This window comes from Halorubrum halodurans, assembly GCF_002252985.1.
Taxonomy (GTDB): Archaea; Halobacteriota; Halobacteria; order Halobacteriales; family Haloferacaceae; genus Halorubrum; species Halorubrum halodurans.
This window is the reverse complement of sequence record NZ_NHPJ01000131.1, coordinates 34,861-49,551: the sequence shown is the minus strand read 5'-3', so window position 1 is coordinate 49,551 and position 14,691 is coordinate 34,861. Positions and strand designations below refer to the sequence as shown.

The following is a 14,691-nucleotide window of genomic DNA, read 5'->3' as shown; positions in this document are numbered from 1 at the left end:
CGCCGGCCGATTGAGGTACCGTTTTCTCCGGATCTCGCGATGGATCGGTAGATGTTCGACCGCCTCGGGTTCGATTCCGTGCCCCGTGAGACGGCCCTCGTGGTCGGACTCGTGAGCGGGTCACACGTCGTGAACCACCTGTATCTCGTGTTGTTCCCGCCGATCCTGGCGACGCTCGCCGCCGACTTCGACGTGGGGCTCGCGGCGCTGGGCGTCGCGATGGGCGTCCAGGCGTTCGTCAACACTGCCCTCCAGCTGCCGTACGGCTACCTCTCCGACAACTACGACCGCGTCGTCACGCTCGCGTGCTGTCTCGGGCTCGGCGCGCTCGGCGCGGGGATCCTCGCGGTCGCGCCCACCTTCGAGGTCCTCCTCGTCGGGCAGGCGGTGCTGGGCGCTGGCATCGCCGGCCACCACCCGGCACACTTCCCGCTGCTCTCGGACGCCAGCAGCGCCGACCTCCGCGGGAAGGCCTACAGCGCGCACGGCTTCGCCGGGAACCTCGGGTTCGCCGCCCCGCCCGTGGTCATCCTCGGGGTCACGTCGCTGCCCGGCGCGACGTGGCGACACGCCTTCGGGCTCATCGCCGCCGTCGGGGCCGTCTACGGCACGATCGCCTGCTACGTGCTCGCCAGACACGTGAGCGACGAGGTGACGCGGCCGAACCCCGACGCCGACGACGCGCGCACGGGGGCGACCTCCCGGCTCGCCCGGATCCGCGAGGAGCTCCGCGCGCTCGGCGCGTCGCGGCCGATCCTCGGGCTCGGCGTGGTCGCGCTGCTCGCGTCGACGGCGTTCTGGGGCGTCTCCTCGTACCTCGTGGTGTTCCTGGAGGACGGGTACGGCGTCGCCTCCGGGATCGCGAGCCTCTCGCTCACGGCGATGTTCGTCGCCGGCGCGGCCCTGATACTCGCCGGCGGGGTGTTGGCCGACCGGTTCCGGCCGGGCCCGATCCTCGCGGTCGCGTACCTGCTCGTCGGCGTCGCCGTCTTCGCGCTGGCGTCGGAGCTCGCTCCGCCGCTCGTCGCGGTCGGGATCGGGATCCTCGCCGGGAGCCTCGGGAGCATCGGCCTCCCCGCCCGCGACAAGCTCGCCGACCTGCTGTCGGCGCGCGGCGACATCGGACGGAACTTCGCGGTCGTGACGATCGGGATCATGATCGGGAACACGGTCGCGCCGCCGCTGTTCGGCGCGCTCATCGAGTCGACCGGCTACCGCGGGACGTTCACGCTCGTCGGGGCCTTCGCCGTGCTCGCCGCGGTCGCGACGGTCGTCATCGTGGCCCGCTACCGCGACGGGATCCGGGACGGGGCGGCGGCGGCCGCGGCGGGGGAGTGACCCGCCGGTCGTCGGCGTCATCGGCGTCAGTAGCGGCGTCGGCGACGGCCCACGCTCTCACCACGGCGGAACGAGGAGCAGCGCGACGGTGAGCGAGATGAAGACGAGCTTCAACGCCGTGTTGACGAGTATCACCTTCGTCCCGAACGACGCCCCCCAGATCCCGTACTGGAACGGGATCGAGCGCCGGAACGTCGAGACGGCGAAGGAGAGGATGCCGCCGATGAGCAGGGTCGCGACCGCGGTTCGCGGCGTGAACGTCCCGTCGAGGAGCGGCTGGATGGTGACCGCGCCGGCGGTCGTATCGAGGGTGTACACCGCGATCACGGGGACCGCGGCGCTCGGGAGCCCGACCGCGCCCGTGAGCGGCTCCGCGACCGCCGTCAGCGACTCCACGTCGTAGGTGGCCACGAACGCGATCACGAGCGTGTACACGACCGCCAGCCGGGGGACGATCCGCCGGAGCGTCGACCACGACTTCTCGGCGGCCTCGCGGACGCGTTCCTCGCGGGTCCGGTCGTCGGCGTCGGGGCCGGCGGCGTCGACCTCGGCGAGCGCCGACCGGTCCACGTCGCGCTCGGAGACGAGGATCCCGCCGAGGAACACGCCCGTGACCGTGATCGCGAGCGCGATGCCGGCGCGCGCGGAGACGTAGAGGACGCCCGTCGTCGCCCCGAGGATCGGGATCAGGACGGGGACGTAGTAGGTGAACACGTGCTGGACGAACCCGAAGAACGTGTTGATGACGACGGCGACGAGCGTGGCGCGGTCGTCGAGCAGCCCCGACTCGCGGTACTCGGCGAGCGTGGCGTACCCGGCGGTCGTCGACGCCGCCGTCGTGAGGATGGCGGTACCCACCTCGTCCGGGAGGTTCGCGGGCCGCGTGAGGTACCCCGAGAGGCCGGCCACGTACCGGATCAGCCCGAAGGCGACGGCGACGTTGGCGACGAACACCCCGGCGGCGATGAACGCGGCGATCCGCGCGAGCCGCGGGAGGACCTCGGCGAGCAGCCCGGCGAGTTCGACGACGACCGAGTTCACGCGGGGCGGTACGTCGCCGTCCGGCAAATGGCCGTCGGAACGGACGCGGGGACGGTCACGCCGAGGACCCGCGGGTCCGCCCCTCGCAACGGCCCGCGCGGCTTATGTGTCCCGGTCGAGAACCCCTCCCCGATGGCACCCGCCGAGGACGACATCTCGATCGAGGAGAAGCGCGTGTACGCGGGCTCCGCGGGCCGCACGGACGCCTACGTCGCGACCGGGACCGGCGTCGTCCGGGTCGCCATCTCCGGCGACAAGGTCGGGGAGTTCGAGCTGGCGACCCGCGATCCCGCCCGCGACGTCGCGGTCCTCGCGCGGCCGGACGCCGCGGACCTCCTGGCGGTCGCGACCGACGGGGACGTCCTCGTCGGTCCGATCGGCGACGACGAGCCGGGGGCGGCCGAGCCCGACGGGTTCGCGGCCGCCGGCGTCGGTCCCGCGGTCGCGGTGGGCGTCCACGCCGGGGCGTTCCTCGCGGCCGACGCGGCGGGCGGGATCCGCCGGATCGGGGTCGACGGCGTCGACGGGGACGCCGCCGGCGCCGCGTCGACCCGGATCGGCGACGTGGACGATCCCCGCGCGGTCGACGGGCCGCTCATCGCCGCGGGCGACGGGGTTCACCGGGTCGTCGGGACGGCGAACTCCGGCGGAGACCGTCCCGCGCTCGAGTCCGTCGGGCTCGCGGACGCCCGCGACGTCGCGGGCGCGGGGGTCCCCCTGGCCGCGACGGCGGACGGGCTCTACTGGCTCGGGAACGGGTGGATGGCGGCGAGCGGCGGGGACGCGACCGCCGTCGCCGCCGACGGCGACGGACACGCGCTCGCGGTCGTCGACGGCGACCTCCTCGTCCGCGAGGACGCGGGAGGCGACACGGTCGGGAGCGCCAGCGACGCGGGCTGGGACGCCGACGCCTGGCGCGTCGCCGACCTGCCGGTCGAGGAGCGCCCGGTCGCGCTCGGGTACGGGCCGGGGCTCTCCGTCGCCGTCACCGACGCCGGGACGCTGTGTGTCGACGCGGGCGACGGGTGGCGACACCAGGTGATCGGCGTTCGGGGGGTCGCCGGCGTCGCGCTGGCGGTCGCGGAGTGACCCTTCGACCGCGTTCAGGGGATCGGTAGCGTGACCGCCTCGCCGTCCGCGTAGACCGTCGGCTCCCTGAGGATCCCGTCGAGGTGGAGCGGCGCGTCGGTCTCCCCGCCGATCCCGGCGTTGTCGCCGATCGCGACGTGGACCGTCCCCGCCGCCTTCTCGTCGAGGAGAACCGACCCGACGAGCGACTCGACGCCGACGTTGGTGCCGATCCCGAGCTCGGCGAGGGTGTAGGCGGCGTCGCCGACCTCCTCGGCGGCGGCCTCGACGTCGGCACGGATCGCGTCGTCGTCGATCGCGGTGACCAGCCCGTCTTCGACCTCGAACGTGAGTTCGCGTCCCTCCTCGAGCAGCCCGTGAGGCATCATCGTCCCGTCGACGACGTAGGTGCCGGTGGCGGTCTCCGGCGCGACGAACACCTCGCCGGCCGGCAGGTTCGAGAAGTCGCCGGACTCGTGGACCATCCCCGTATCCGCGAGCCACTCGCGGTCGCCGATCCCGAAGGTGATGTCGGTCCCCGCCGGCGACGTGACCCGAACCTCCTCGGCGTCGGCGACCGCGTCGAGCACGCGGTCGCAGGCGGCGTCGATGGCGGCGTAGTCGGCGTCGAGCCCCGTGACGAACACGTCCTCCGTGATCCCCGGAAGCGTCGCGCCGCGGGAGCCGGCCTCGCAGGCGGCGCCGCGGGCGCGGGTGTGGCTCAGGCTCTTCGTCGTGGGCGCGAGGAAGACGTCGCTTTCGCGCATCGCGGCCGCGACCGGCGCGGGCGGCTCGGTCCCGTGTTGGTCGCTCGGCGGGTACTTCAGCAGCGTCGCGTCGTCGGTCGCCGCGGCCGCGGCCGCGTACAGCGCCTCCCCGATCGGCTCGCGCTCGTCGTCGGTGACGACGACCGCCGACTCGTCCGCGCTCACGTCCAGACACTGGTCGACGGCGGTCCGGGCCGCCTCCGCGAGGTGATCGCTCATGTCACGTCGTGGGTCGTCGCGGGCGTTAGTCCTTGCCATCCCTCCGGCCGATCCGCGGGGTCGATCCGCGAGCTCGATTCGGAAGAGAGCGAGTATCGGTCTATCGAGCGCGCATGCGGCCGATTACTCTATTATTACTCCCTTACGTAATAAGGTTGTAAGACCGCGGTGGCGCGAATTAACGGAGTCGTTACTCATAGAGTAGTTAATTTCTATGGAAAAACCTCGAAACAATTATGACAGGTCGCGGTGGACGTAAAGATATGATACGCGTGGGCGTCAACGGCTACGGGACGATCGGGAAACGCGTCGCGGACGCGGTCGCGGCCCAGCCCGACATGGAACTCGTCGGCGTCACGAAGACGAAGCCCAACTACGAGGCCGAGGCGGCGATCCGGCGCGGGTACGACCTCTACGCGGCGATCGCCGACCGCGCGGGCGAGTTCGAGTCCGCGGGCGTCGGGATCGCCGGCACGCTCCCCGACCTGCTCGAGGCCGTCGACGTCGTCGTCGACTGTACACCCTCCGGGATCGGCGCACGGAACCGCTCGGTGTACGCGGCACACGACACGCCCGCGATCTTCCAGGGCGGCGAGGACGCCGACGTGGCCGACGCCTCCTTCAACGCCCGGACGAACTTCGAGGCCGGCCGGGGGGCCGACACCCTGCGCGTCGTCTCGTGTAACACCACGGGGCTCGCCCGCCTGCTCGCGCCGCTGAAGGAGACCTACGGCGTCGAGAAGGCCCGCGTCACGCTGGTCCGCCGCGGCGGCGACCCGAGCGAGACCGGGCGCGGCCCGATAAACGACGTGATACCCGACCCGATGACCGTCCCCTCCCACCACGGTCCGGACGTGAACACCGTCCTGTCGGGCGTCCCCGTCGACACCGCCGCGCTGAAGGCCCCGGTGACCGCGATGCACACGCATAGCGTCAACGTCACGCTCGGCGAGGCGCCGACGACGGAGGCGGTCCGCGACCTGCTCGCCGACGAACCTCGGATCTTCACCGTTCCCGAGGCGGCCGGCATCGACGGGGCCGGAAAACTGAAGGAGTACGCGATGGACCGCGGCCGGCCCCGCGGCGACCTCTGGGAGAACTGCGTCTGGGAGGAGTCGATCAACGTCTCCGGGCGCGACCTGTACCTCTTCGAGAACGTCCACCAGGAGGCGGACGTGGTCCCCGAGAACGTCGACGCGATCCGCGCGCTGACCACGGACCTCCCCGCGGCCGAGTCGGTGGAGCGGACGAACGAGGCGCTCGGCGTCGGGTTGGAGAGCCTCCTCTCGTCCGGCGACGACGCCCGTAACCCGATCGCCGCGGACGACTGACGCCGGGGCTCGGTTCTCCGCCTCCCCGCTTCGTTCCGGTCCCCTACCGCGACCGCGACGCGGTCCCTTCCGTCGGCGTCGCCACGAGGTACGTCCGCCCGCCGCGGCGCTCCAGGTGGACCTCGCCGCCGGCGACCCGGTTCGATCGGATCCGGTCGGCGATGCGGTCGGTTCGACACTCCGTGACGTCCACGCGCGTCGGCGACGCGTACCGCGGCCGGTCCTCCGATGACACGCTCATACGTACGGCTTCGTACGCGACGCCCCTATAACCGAGCCAACCGCGGAGTGAAACTGAAAGTAAAACGCTCACGGGCGCTCGCGGGCGGAAGTCGGATCGGGAGGTCGGCCGCCTACGCGAACCGCTCCGGCGGACGACGGGGCTCCGCCGCCCGCTCGTAGGCGTACCCGAGCTCGAGGAGTCGCGGTTCGGCGAAGGGCCGGCCGAGGAGCTCGAACCCGACCGGGAGCGCCTCGCCGCCCTCGGCATCGGCGAACCCCGCGGGCAGCACGATCGAGGGGAGCCCGGTGTGGGCCGAGAGCTCACACCGCATCTCCGAGAACGGCTGGTGATCGGGGATCGCGACCGGCAGCGCCATCGAGGGGGGGTACACCAGCGCGTCGAGGTCCTCTGCGACGAGCCGGTTCACCGTCTCGGTCCGGATCGTCTCCCGGCGCGCGAGCGCCCGATGGTACTCGGGGTCGTCGTCTACCCCCTCGGCGACGCCGAGGATCCCGCCGTCGAGGACGCGCTCCGCGACGCTCGGGGCCATCGTCCCGCTCTCGGCCAGTTCCCGCAGCGAGTCGACGGGCGTGTCCCCGTGCGCGGCGAGGTACGCGTCGAAGTCGCGCTCGAACTCCTTGTTGACGACCCGCGCGGAGTCCAGGAAGTCGCCGTCGACGACCTCGACGGGGTCGACGAGGGTCGCGCCCGCCGCCTCGAGTTCGTCCATCGCGGACTCGACGACTGAGACGACCGCCTCCGCGGTGTCCGCCGCCGGGTTCTCGGGGTCGGACACCTCGAATAGGTCGCGCGCGACGCCGATCCGCGCGCCCTCGAGCCCGTCGGCGTCGAGGTGCGCCGCGTACCCCTCCGCCGGCACCTCGCCGACGCCGAGCGCCGTGACCGGGTCGTCCGGGTCGTAGCCGACCATCGCCTCGAGCGTCCGCGCCGCGTCGGCGACGGTCCGGGTGATCGGCCCCGCGGTGTCCTGCGTCGCCGAGAGCGGGACGAGCCCCGTACGGCTCACGAGCCCCCGCGTGGGGCGGAGGCCGACGAGGCTCGTGAACGCCGGCGGCGAGCGCACCGACGAGCAGGTGTCCGTTCCGGTGCCGACCGCCGCGAGGTTGCTCGCGATCGCCGCGGCGGTCCCGCCGCTCGAGCCCGAGGGTCGCCGGTCGGGCGCGTACGGGTTCCGCGTCTCCCCGCCGAGCGAGCTCACGGAGTCGACCCCGAAGGAGAGCTCCTGGAGGTTCGTCTTCGCGAGGATCACCGCGCCGGCCTCCCGCAGCCGCTCGACGACGAACGCGTCCTCGTCGGGAACGAACGCCGCGAACAGCTCCGACCCCGCCGTCGTCGGCATGTCGGCGGTGTCGTGGTTGTCCTTGATCGCCGTCGGGATCCCGTGGAGCGGCCCGACGGGACCGTCGGCCGCGAACCGGTCGTCGAGCTCCCGAGCGCGGTCGACCGCCGCCTCGTTCACCGTCAGGACCGCGTTGAGGTCGTCGGCGTGCGCCGCGATCCGGTCGAGGTACGCCTCGGCGAGTCCCTCGGCCGTCAGCGTCCCCGCCTCGAAGCCGGCGTGAATCTCGCCGACCGTCGTCTCCAGCAGGTCGAAGTCGTCGATCGTTCGGTCGTCCATCTACCGGGGGAGACACCCCCCATCCAAATAGCCTCTTTCCCCGGAGTCGAGCGTGGCGTCCCAGCCTTACCGCCGGAGTCCGGCCTCCTCGTCGTCCTCGACGAACCGGACGGTGAAGTAGTCGTAGCCGCCGTAGGCCGTCTCCAGCGCGCCCAGCCACCAGTTCCAGCGCTCGACGAGCGACGAGCCGTCCGGCGCGTCCGAGAGGTGCCGCACGACGCCGGGAACGCTCAGCGCGTGGCCGCGGTCGGCGGAGGGTTTGCCCGAGTCGGCGAGGTCGTTGGCGGCCCTGGCTACCGCGCGCCGCTCCGCGGCGGTTCCCCCGAACTCCTCGGCCAACGTCCGCTCCAGCCGCTTGCGGTCCATGTCCTCGGGTAGGGTGTGCGGCTATTTGAGTCGTCCGGTGGGGGTGATCACGCCGCGTCCGCGGGCGTCACAGCCGGGCCGCGAGCGCCAGGAACAGCAGGGTGAACGGCGCGGAGAGCAGCCCCAACGCGAGCCCGCCGCCGTCCGCCCCGGCGATCGACATCGCGAGGCCGACGACGAGCGAGCTGCTCCCGAGGATCGTGAGGGTGACCCGTTCGGGCAGGCTCGCGCGGTCGGGTCCCGGAGAGCGGTCGAGCACCGCCTCGAGCGCCCGCTCGACCGCGTCGGCCCGCTCGCTCGGGACGAACAGCCACGGCGTCGACCGATACCAGGCGTTCCCGCGGTACGCCAGCAGGAACAGCGTCGTCCACGGCAGGTCGATCCGACGGGTCCGGATCACGCACTCGAGGTCGTCGGACCGGCTCCGGTCGTGCGTGTGGTCCGTCCGCTCGACGACGCGCTCCGCGGGGTCGAGCCGGACCGACGTTCCCTTCGAGCCGACGACGACGACCGGCAGGAACCAGACCAGCGGGAAGAGGTAGAACAGCCCGATCTCGGCCGGCGAGGGGCCCCACACCCAGAGCGCGCCGAACGGGACCACGCCAGCGAGCACCCACGCGGGCCGGATCGACTCCCGCGAGAGGGAGTAGTCGCCGACCGCAGACCGGATCCGCTCCCGCGTCTCCCCCGTCGACCGGTCGTAGGCGATCAGGAGGTACAGGAGCGAGAACGGCCCGCCGACGAGAAACAGCACGGCGAGCACCCACAGGTCGCCGCCCCCGCCGAACCCGCCGCCGGTCGCCGCGGTCCACCCCGCGTCCGCCGCGGCGACGGCGACGATCCCGACGACGAGGAGGACGCCGACGGCGACGACGAGACTCACGCCGAGCGCGAGCGACCGGAGCCGATCGTGGCGTACCGGACCCCACTCGATCGGCTCGGGGACCGACGCCGACTCGGCCGTCCGCGGGTTCGCGTCGCCCGTCGATTCGGCGGCGGCCTCGGTTCGCTCGGCCGTCTCGGCCGTCTCGACCGCCTCGGCGGAGCGGCTCTCGGAGGGCATCCCGGCGGCCGGTACGCGTGGCGCGCTGTTAAAGCTGACCGCGGCCGGACTCGTCTCCCGGCTACTTCGCCGCTTCGGCCGAGGCGGTCGGCTCCGGCGACTCGCTCGTCCCCGCCGGGTTCGTCGACGCCGGCGACTCGCTCGCCTCCGTCGGCTCCGCGGGGTCGATCCCGCCGAGCCGGAGCGCGTTGCCGGTCACGCCGAGGCTCATTCCCATGTCGCCGACGATCACCGCCATCGCGACGGTGACGTATCCGAACGGCGCGCCGACCGCGAGGAGGGCCTTCACGGCGAGCGACGCGCCGATGTTCGTCCGGATCGTCCGCCCGGCCCGCGCCGAGAGGTCGATCACGTAGGGCAGTCGGGTCAGGTCGTCGGCCATGAGCGCCACGTCCGCGGTCTCGAGGGCGGTGTCGGTGCCGGCCGCGCCCATCGCGATCCCCACGTCCGCGGCCGCCAGCGCGGGGGCGTCGTTGATCCCGTCGCCGACCATCGCCACGCCGCCGTCGCCCTCCGCGCCGATCTCACGGACGGCCTCGACCTTCTCCTCCGGGAGCAGCTCGGCGCGCACCTCGTCGACGCCCACGGCCTCGCCGATCGCGCGGGCGGTCCGCTCGTTGTCGCCGGTGAGCATCACGACGCGCTCGATCCCGAGCGCGTGGAGCCGGTCGACGGCCCACGCCGCCTCCGGCCGGACCGCGTCCGCGACCGCGATGACGCCCTCCAGCCGCTCTTCGGTGCCGACGAGCACGACCGTCTTGCCCGCGGCCTGGAGCTGGGGGATCGTCTCGCCGGCGAGATCGAGGTACTCGCCGTGCTCACAGGGCTCGGGGTCGTCGAGCCGGTCGGTGCCGTCCGACGATCCGATTTCGTCGACCGCGCCGGTTTCGTCCAACCGCTCGAGGCGTCCCCCGTCGGTCCGGACGTGGGCGTGACCCAGGTCGAATCCGAGCTCCTCGAACAGCGACGGCTTGCCGGCGTAGTGGATCTCGCCGTCGAGCGTCGCGCGAACGCCCTTCCCGGCGAGCGCCTCGAAGCCGGTCACGTCGCGGTCGGCGTCGCCCCTCCCGGCGTCGACGGCGTCGCGCTCCGCGGCGTACGCCACGATCGCCTCCGCGACGGGGTGTTCGCTCCGCCGCTCGAGCGCGCTCGCGCACGCGAGCAGGTCGTCGACGTCGGTCCCGCCGAGCGGGACGGCGTCGGTGACCGCGAGCTCGCCGGTCGTGAGCGTCCCCGTCTTATCGACGGCGACGGCGTCGACGTCGCCCGCGGCCTCCAGGTGTTCGCCGCCCTTGATCAGGACGCCGTTTCGCGCGGCGGCGGTGACGCCGGAGACGACGCTCACTGGCGTCGAGATGACGAACGCGCACGGACACGCGATCACGAGCAGGGTGAGCCCGCGGACGAACCACGTCTCCGCGGGGCCGCCGACGACGACGGTGCCGAGGACGACCGTCGCGACCGCCGCGAGCACGACGACCGGGGTGTAGACGCCCGCGAAGCGATCGACGAACCGCTCGGCACGGGTCGCCTCGCCGTCCGCGGCCTCGACGAGCTCGACCACCTTCGCGATGGTGGACTCGCCGGCCGGCGCGGTCGCCTCGACCTCGAGGTAGCCCGCCTCGTTGATCGAGCCGGCGTACACCTCGTCGCCCGGCTCCTTCTCCGCGGGCACCGACTCGCCGGTGATCGGCGACTCGTCGACGGCCCCCGATCCCTCGCGGACGACGCCGTCGAGGGGGACGCGGTCGCCGGGCCGGACCGCCAGTCGTTCGCCGACCGCGACCGCCGCGGCCGGCACGGTCTCCTCCGCGCCGTCACGGATCACGACCGCCTCGTCGGGGGACAGCTCCATGAGCTCGCGCAGCGAGGTGCGCGCGCGGTCGATCGAGAAGCGCTCCAGCAGCTCCGCGGTCGAGAACAGCACCGCGAGCGTCGCCGCCTCGAACGGGAGGTCGATGAGGAGGGCGGCGACCACGCCGATCGACATCAGGAGGTCGATGTCGAGGCTCAGTCCCCGCAGCGAGTAGTAGCCGTTCCGGAGGATCGGCGGGGCCGCGGCCGCGATCGCGACCAGGTAGGCGATCGACGCGCCCGAGACCTCCCACGGACCGAGGACGCCGACGCCCCCGTCGACGGTGGCGAGGACGGGGTTCGCTCCGGGGAGGAGCCACTCGAGGACGAGCCCGACCGCGAGGAACGCGCCGCCGACCGCGGTCGCGATCGCCCGTGGGCTCCGCCAGAGGTCGTCGGCGACCGTGTCCGCGTCCGCGTCGGCGACGTCGTAGCCCGCGCCCTCGACCGCCGCGACGACCGCGTCGGCGTCGAGCACCGCCGGGTCGTGGGTGACGACGACGATCCCGGTTGTCGGCCGCGTGTCGACCGAGAGCACGCCCGCGCGGTCGAGCGCCCCCTCGACCTTCCCCGCACAGGACGAGCAGTCCATGTCGGGGACGGTGAGTCGGATCTCGGCGCCGTCGCCGTCGACGTCGGCCGTTCCGTTACGTTCGCTCATTGGTGACGCCTAGCCGAGCCACGGTTATTAATCCATCTGCCATATTTCGCCGTATATTTATAACTTGTTCATAATATACAGGAAATATTTAATAATACGGAAGGCGAACGACGGCGAGTATTTATCGCCGGGTCGGCTACGAGCGGGCATGACCGACTGGCGCGCCGTCGGCTACGGGTTCGTCGTCACCGTGATCGCCGGGTTGCTGGCGACGTTCGCGCCCGTGGTCGGCCACGTGGGTGCCGGACTGATCGGCGGGTTCGTCGCGGGCTACGTCGCCGGCGGCGGCCTGCTGTCGGGGACGTGGCACGGCCTGCTCGCCGGCTCCGTGAGCGGGGTCGTCGTCACGCTGCTGCTCGCCGCGTTCGGCGGACTGCTCGGGCTGGCGGGCGGTCCGCTCGGCGGGCTGCTCGGCGGCGCGGGCGTCCTCGTCGTCGGACTCCTCCTCACGTTCCTGTTCGCGATCGACTCCGCGCTCGCGGGCGCGGTCGGCGGCGTGCTCGGCGAGTGAGCCGAGCGAGGAGTCTCGAACGCTTCGCGGTCGGCCCCCCGCCGCGGGGCGATCGCCGGCGACGCCGCGAGGATCGAACCGGCGAGCGACGGGAAGCGGGGCGGGCCGTTCGGCCGCTCATAAGTTATGAGGTGGTTCTCTCGTTTCACGAGGGAAACTACTTCGTGGGTACACCAAAGAATTATACCGGCTGCGTCCGTAGATTCGTACGGACCATGAGTAGGTACTACGACTACGTCCTCGGACTCATTCCGGCCGCCCTGATCGGTGTAACCGCCTTCCTGAACCTGGTCGGGCTGTCGTTGACGGCGGCCGTTCCCGTGGGCGCGGGCATCGCGGTGGCGCTCATGGGCCACGCGATGTTCGTGCGGGCTCCCCTCGACGACGCGGCTCGGACCGCCGACGCCGCCGGCGGCGCCGGCTCCCGCTCCGCCGCCGGGCCCCTCGCCGGCTCCGGCTCGGACTGATCGCCGCGTCCTGTACCGTTTAGTCACCCCCGCCCGATGGGGGAGACATGACCGACACGCTGTTTCTCACGAGCGCCGACGTCGACGACCTCGCGGAGCCGGCGGACTACGTCGCGGCCGTCCGCGAGGGGTACCGCCAGATCGGCGAGGGCGCCCCGGCGGAACCGCGAACGAAGCTCGGCAGCGACGACCCGCCGGGGATGCTCACGACCTACGTCGCGCTCCTCCCGGAGACGGGCGCGATGGGCGGGTACACCTACTCCGCCGGCTTCGGGGAGCGCGACGCGTGGTTCATGACGCCGGTGTTCGACGCGGCGTCGGGCGAGCCGCTGGCGCTCCTCGACGGCGCGTCGATGAACCCCTTCAAGACGGGCGCGGCGGGCGCGGTGGCGGTGGACGCGCTCGCCCGCGAGGACGCGACCGAGGTCGCGGTGATCGGCAGCGGCTCGCAGGCGCGCGGCCAGCTCCGGACGGCCGCGACGGTCCGCCGGTTCGAGGCGGTTCGCGTCTTCTCGCCGACGGCCGAGAACCGCGAGTCGTTCGCGGCGGAGTTCGACGACCGGCTCGACGCGGCCGTCGAGGCGGTCGGGAGCGCGAGCGAGGCGCTGGCGGGCGCGGACGTCGTGATCACGGCGACGACCGCGAGCGACCCGGTGATCGACGACGCCGACGTGGATCCGGGCACGCACGTCACGGCGATGGGACAGTACGCTCCCGGAAAGAACGAGCTGCCGCCCGAGTTGGTCGCGCGCGCGACGTACGTCCCCGACCTCCGCGACCGCGCCACGCGCGACGCCGGCTCGTTCCTCGCGGCGCTCGAGGCGGGACTGGTCGACGAGGACGGGATCGAAGCCGAACTGGGCGACGTCGTCGCCGGCACCCATCCGGGACGGACGGGCGACGAGGAGGTGACCGTCTTCGACTCCGGCGGGACGGGCGTCGAGACGGTCGCGGCCGCCCACATGCTCTACGAGCGGGCGAGCGAGAAGGGGCGAGGACAGACGATCGAGTTCGCGCCCGCGAGCGAGGCGTTGACGGGACGGTAGGGAGCCGCGCCGCACGCGCCCGCTACTGGAGGCGGTACCGGAGGACGGCGGCGATGCCGCCGAGGTTCGAGAGCTGTTCGCCGGGAGCGAAGTCGGCGGAGAAGACGACCACGTCGCCGCCCCGTCGCTCCACCGACTCGATCACCTCGTTGACGTCGATCGCCCAGTCGCCCTCGCCCTGCCGCTCGGTGCGGAGCCGGTCGTCGACGACGAGCAGCGTCTCGACCGCGCCGAACTCCGCGGCCTCCGCCACGTCCTCGGGACCGTAGGTGGCCTTCGCGCCCGTCGCGATGTTCTCCGTGAGCTCGTCGATGAGCGCCGCCTCGCGGGAGATCCGCGTCTCCTTCTGGACCTCGTCGACCGCGCCGCGTTTGAGCACCTCGTGGACGCCGCGGTCGCCGGCCGCCGAAGTGTCGACGACGGTGATCCGGTCGGCCAGGTCGCGGTGCTCCTCGGCGATGTAGTCGCGGGCGTCCTGCTTCGTGAACCCCGGCCCCGCGAGGATCACGGCGTCGGCGTCGAGATGGGCGAGCGCCTCGCCGAGCTCGGCGAACAGCTCCTCGCGCGGCCGGGAGAACTCGCCTTTCCCCGTCGGCTTCGTGAACGAGGCGTACTCCTCGGTGCCGTACTGCTGGACCGTGTGGACGTACGCCGCGCCCTCCTCGACGGTCGCGATGGCGACGTCGGGGTTCTCCGCGGCCTCCGTCGCCGCCTCCAGCCGCTCCGTCTGGTCCGGCTTGAAGTGCTTCTCCACCGTGACCTCGTCGTGCTCCTCGACGTTGATCGTGTGGTGGGCGTTGAGCTGGTCCTCCCGCGAGCAGGCGACGATGACCCCCGAGACGCGCAGCCGGTTGGCGAAGCGCGCGAACTCGACGTCGTCGACCTCGAGGGTCACGAAGAGGTGTTCGCGCTGGCCCCCCGTGTCCCGCATCCGGTCGTCGTCCCGCTGGATCCGGCGGGTGGTGTCGCCCTCGACGCGGTCGCCCGGCTCGAGGACGTGCGACAGGTGCCAGAGGTCATCGACGTTCTCGGGGACGAGCGTGAGCCGTTCCCGGCCCTCCTCGCCGTAGCCCCGCTCGGAGATGCGCATACCCGGC

At 72.6% G+C, this 14,691-nt stretch carries 14 protein-coding genes; 6 read left to right on the top strand and 8 right to left on the bottom strand.

Annotated features, from left to right (window positions below; translation table 11 throughout):
* Positions 1-51: 51 nt before the first annotated feature.
* The gene (locus DJ70_RS14875; protein ID WP_094534354.1) at positions 52-1,338 is read left to right on the top strand and encodes an MFS transporter; all 1,287 of its coding nucleotides are present in this window, start codon (positions 52-54) and stop codon (positions 1,336-1,338) included.
* 57 nt (positions 1,339-1,395) lie between these two features.
* Here the strand turns inward: DJ70_RS14875 and DJ70_RS14870 are convergent, their stop codons facing one another.
* Positions 1,396-2,379: a nucleoside recognition protein gene (locus tag DJ70_RS14870; RefSeq protein WP_094534352.1), complete on the bottom strand. Its 984-nt coding sequence runs from the start codon at positions 2,377-2,379 to the stop codon at positions 1,396-1,398.
* Positions 2,380-2,511: 132 nt separating this feature from the next.
* Here DJ70_RS14870 and DJ70_RS14865 point away from each other — a divergent pair, with 132 nt between their 5' ends.
* Complete coding sequence (locus DJ70_RS14865; protein WP_094534350.1) at positions 2,512-3,468, top strand: HVO_0234 family beta-propeller protein; 957 nt, start codon at positions 2,512-2,514, stop codon at positions 3,466-3,468.
* Positions 3,469-3,482: 14 nt separating this feature from the next.
* Here the strand turns inward: DJ70_RS14865 and DJ70_RS14860 are convergent, their stop codons facing one another.
* Complete coding sequence (locus DJ70_RS14860) at positions 3,483-4,433, bottom strand: aminopeptidase (RefSeq protein WP_094534348.1); 951 nt, start codon at positions 4,431-4,433, stop codon at positions 3,483-3,485.
* 263 nt (positions 4,434-4,696) lie between these two features.
* On the opposite strand from DJ70_RS14860, the gene DJ70_RS14855 reads away from it, so the two are divergent.
* Positions 4,697-5,764 (top strand): type II glyceraldehyde-3-phosphate dehydrogenase, encoded by a 1,068-nt coding sequence (locus tag DJ70_RS14855; protein ID WP_094534346.1) that lies wholly within the window; start codon positions 4,697-4,699, stop codon positions 5,762-5,764.
* Between the two features lie 43 nt (positions 5,765-5,807).
* Here the strand turns inward: DJ70_RS14855 and DJ70_RS14850 are convergent, their stop codons facing one another.
* The 5 genes from DJ70_RS14850 to DJ70_RS14830 form a co-directional block, all read right to left on the bottom strand.
* The gene (locus DJ70_RS14850) at positions 5,808-6,005 is read right to left on the bottom strand and encodes a hypothetical protein (protein ID WP_094534344.1); all 198 of its coding nucleotides are present in this window, start codon (positions 6,003-6,005) and stop codon (positions 5,808-5,810) included.
* Positions 6,006-6,117: 112 nt separating this feature from the next.
* Positions 6,118-7,626 (bottom strand): amidase, encoded by a 1,509-nt coding sequence (locus DJ70_RS14845; protein WP_094534343.1) that lies wholly within the window; start codon positions 7,624-7,626, stop codon positions 6,118-6,120.
* Between the two features lie 66 nt (positions 7,627-7,692).
* Positions 7,693-7,992: a hypothetical protein gene (locus tag DJ70_RS14840; RefSeq protein ID WP_094534341.1), complete on the bottom strand. Its 300-nt coding sequence runs from the start codon at positions 7,990-7,992 to the stop codon at positions 7,693-7,695.
* 67 nt (positions 7,993-8,059) lie between these two features.
* The gene (locus tag DJ70_RS14835; protein WP_094534339.1) at positions 8,060-9,055 is read right to left on the bottom strand and encodes a hypothetical protein; all 996 of its coding nucleotides are present in this window, start codon (positions 9,053-9,055) and stop codon (positions 8,060-8,062) included.
* 61 nt (positions 9,056-9,116) lie between these two features.
* Positions 9,117-11,570: a heavy metal translocating P-type ATPase gene (locus DJ70_RS14830; RefSeq protein WP_094534337.1), complete on the bottom strand. Its 2,454-nt coding sequence runs from the start codon at positions 11,568-11,570 to the stop codon at positions 9,117-9,119.
* A 148-nt stretch (positions 11,571-11,718) separates the two neighbouring features.
* Here DJ70_RS14830 and DJ70_RS14825 point away from each other — a divergent pair, with 148 nt between their 5' ends.
* The 3 genes from DJ70_RS14825 (at position 11,719) to DJ70_RS14815 (ending at position 13,594) form a co-directional block, all read left to right on the top strand.
* Complete coding sequence (locus DJ70_RS14825; RefSeq protein WP_094534335.1) at positions 11,719-12,081, top strand: DUF5518 domain-containing protein; 363 nt, start codon at positions 11,719-11,721, stop codon at positions 12,079-12,081.
* 215 nt (positions 12,082-12,296) lie between these two features.
* Entirely contained in the window at positions 12,297-12,548 is a 252-nt protein-coding gene (locus DJ70_RS14820) for a hypothetical protein (RefSeq protein WP_094534333.1), read from the top strand.
* A 47-nt stretch (positions 12,549-12,595) separates the two neighbouring features.
* Positions 12,596-13,594: an ornithine cyclodeaminase family protein gene (locus DJ70_RS14815; protein ID WP_094534331.1), complete on the top strand. Its 999-nt coding sequence runs from the start codon at positions 12,596-12,598 to the stop codon at positions 13,592-13,594.
* A 22-nt stretch (positions 13,595-13,616) separates the two neighbouring features.
* Here DJ70_RS14815 and DJ70_RS14810 read toward each other — a convergent pair whose 3' ends face one another.
* Positions 13,617-14,684, bottom strand: a complete 1,068-nt coding sequence (locus DJ70_RS14810) for an mRNA surveillance protein pelota (RefSeq protein WP_094534329.1) — start codon at positions 14,682-14,684, stop codon at positions 13,617-13,619.
* Positions 14,685-14,691 lie beyond the last annotated feature (7 nt).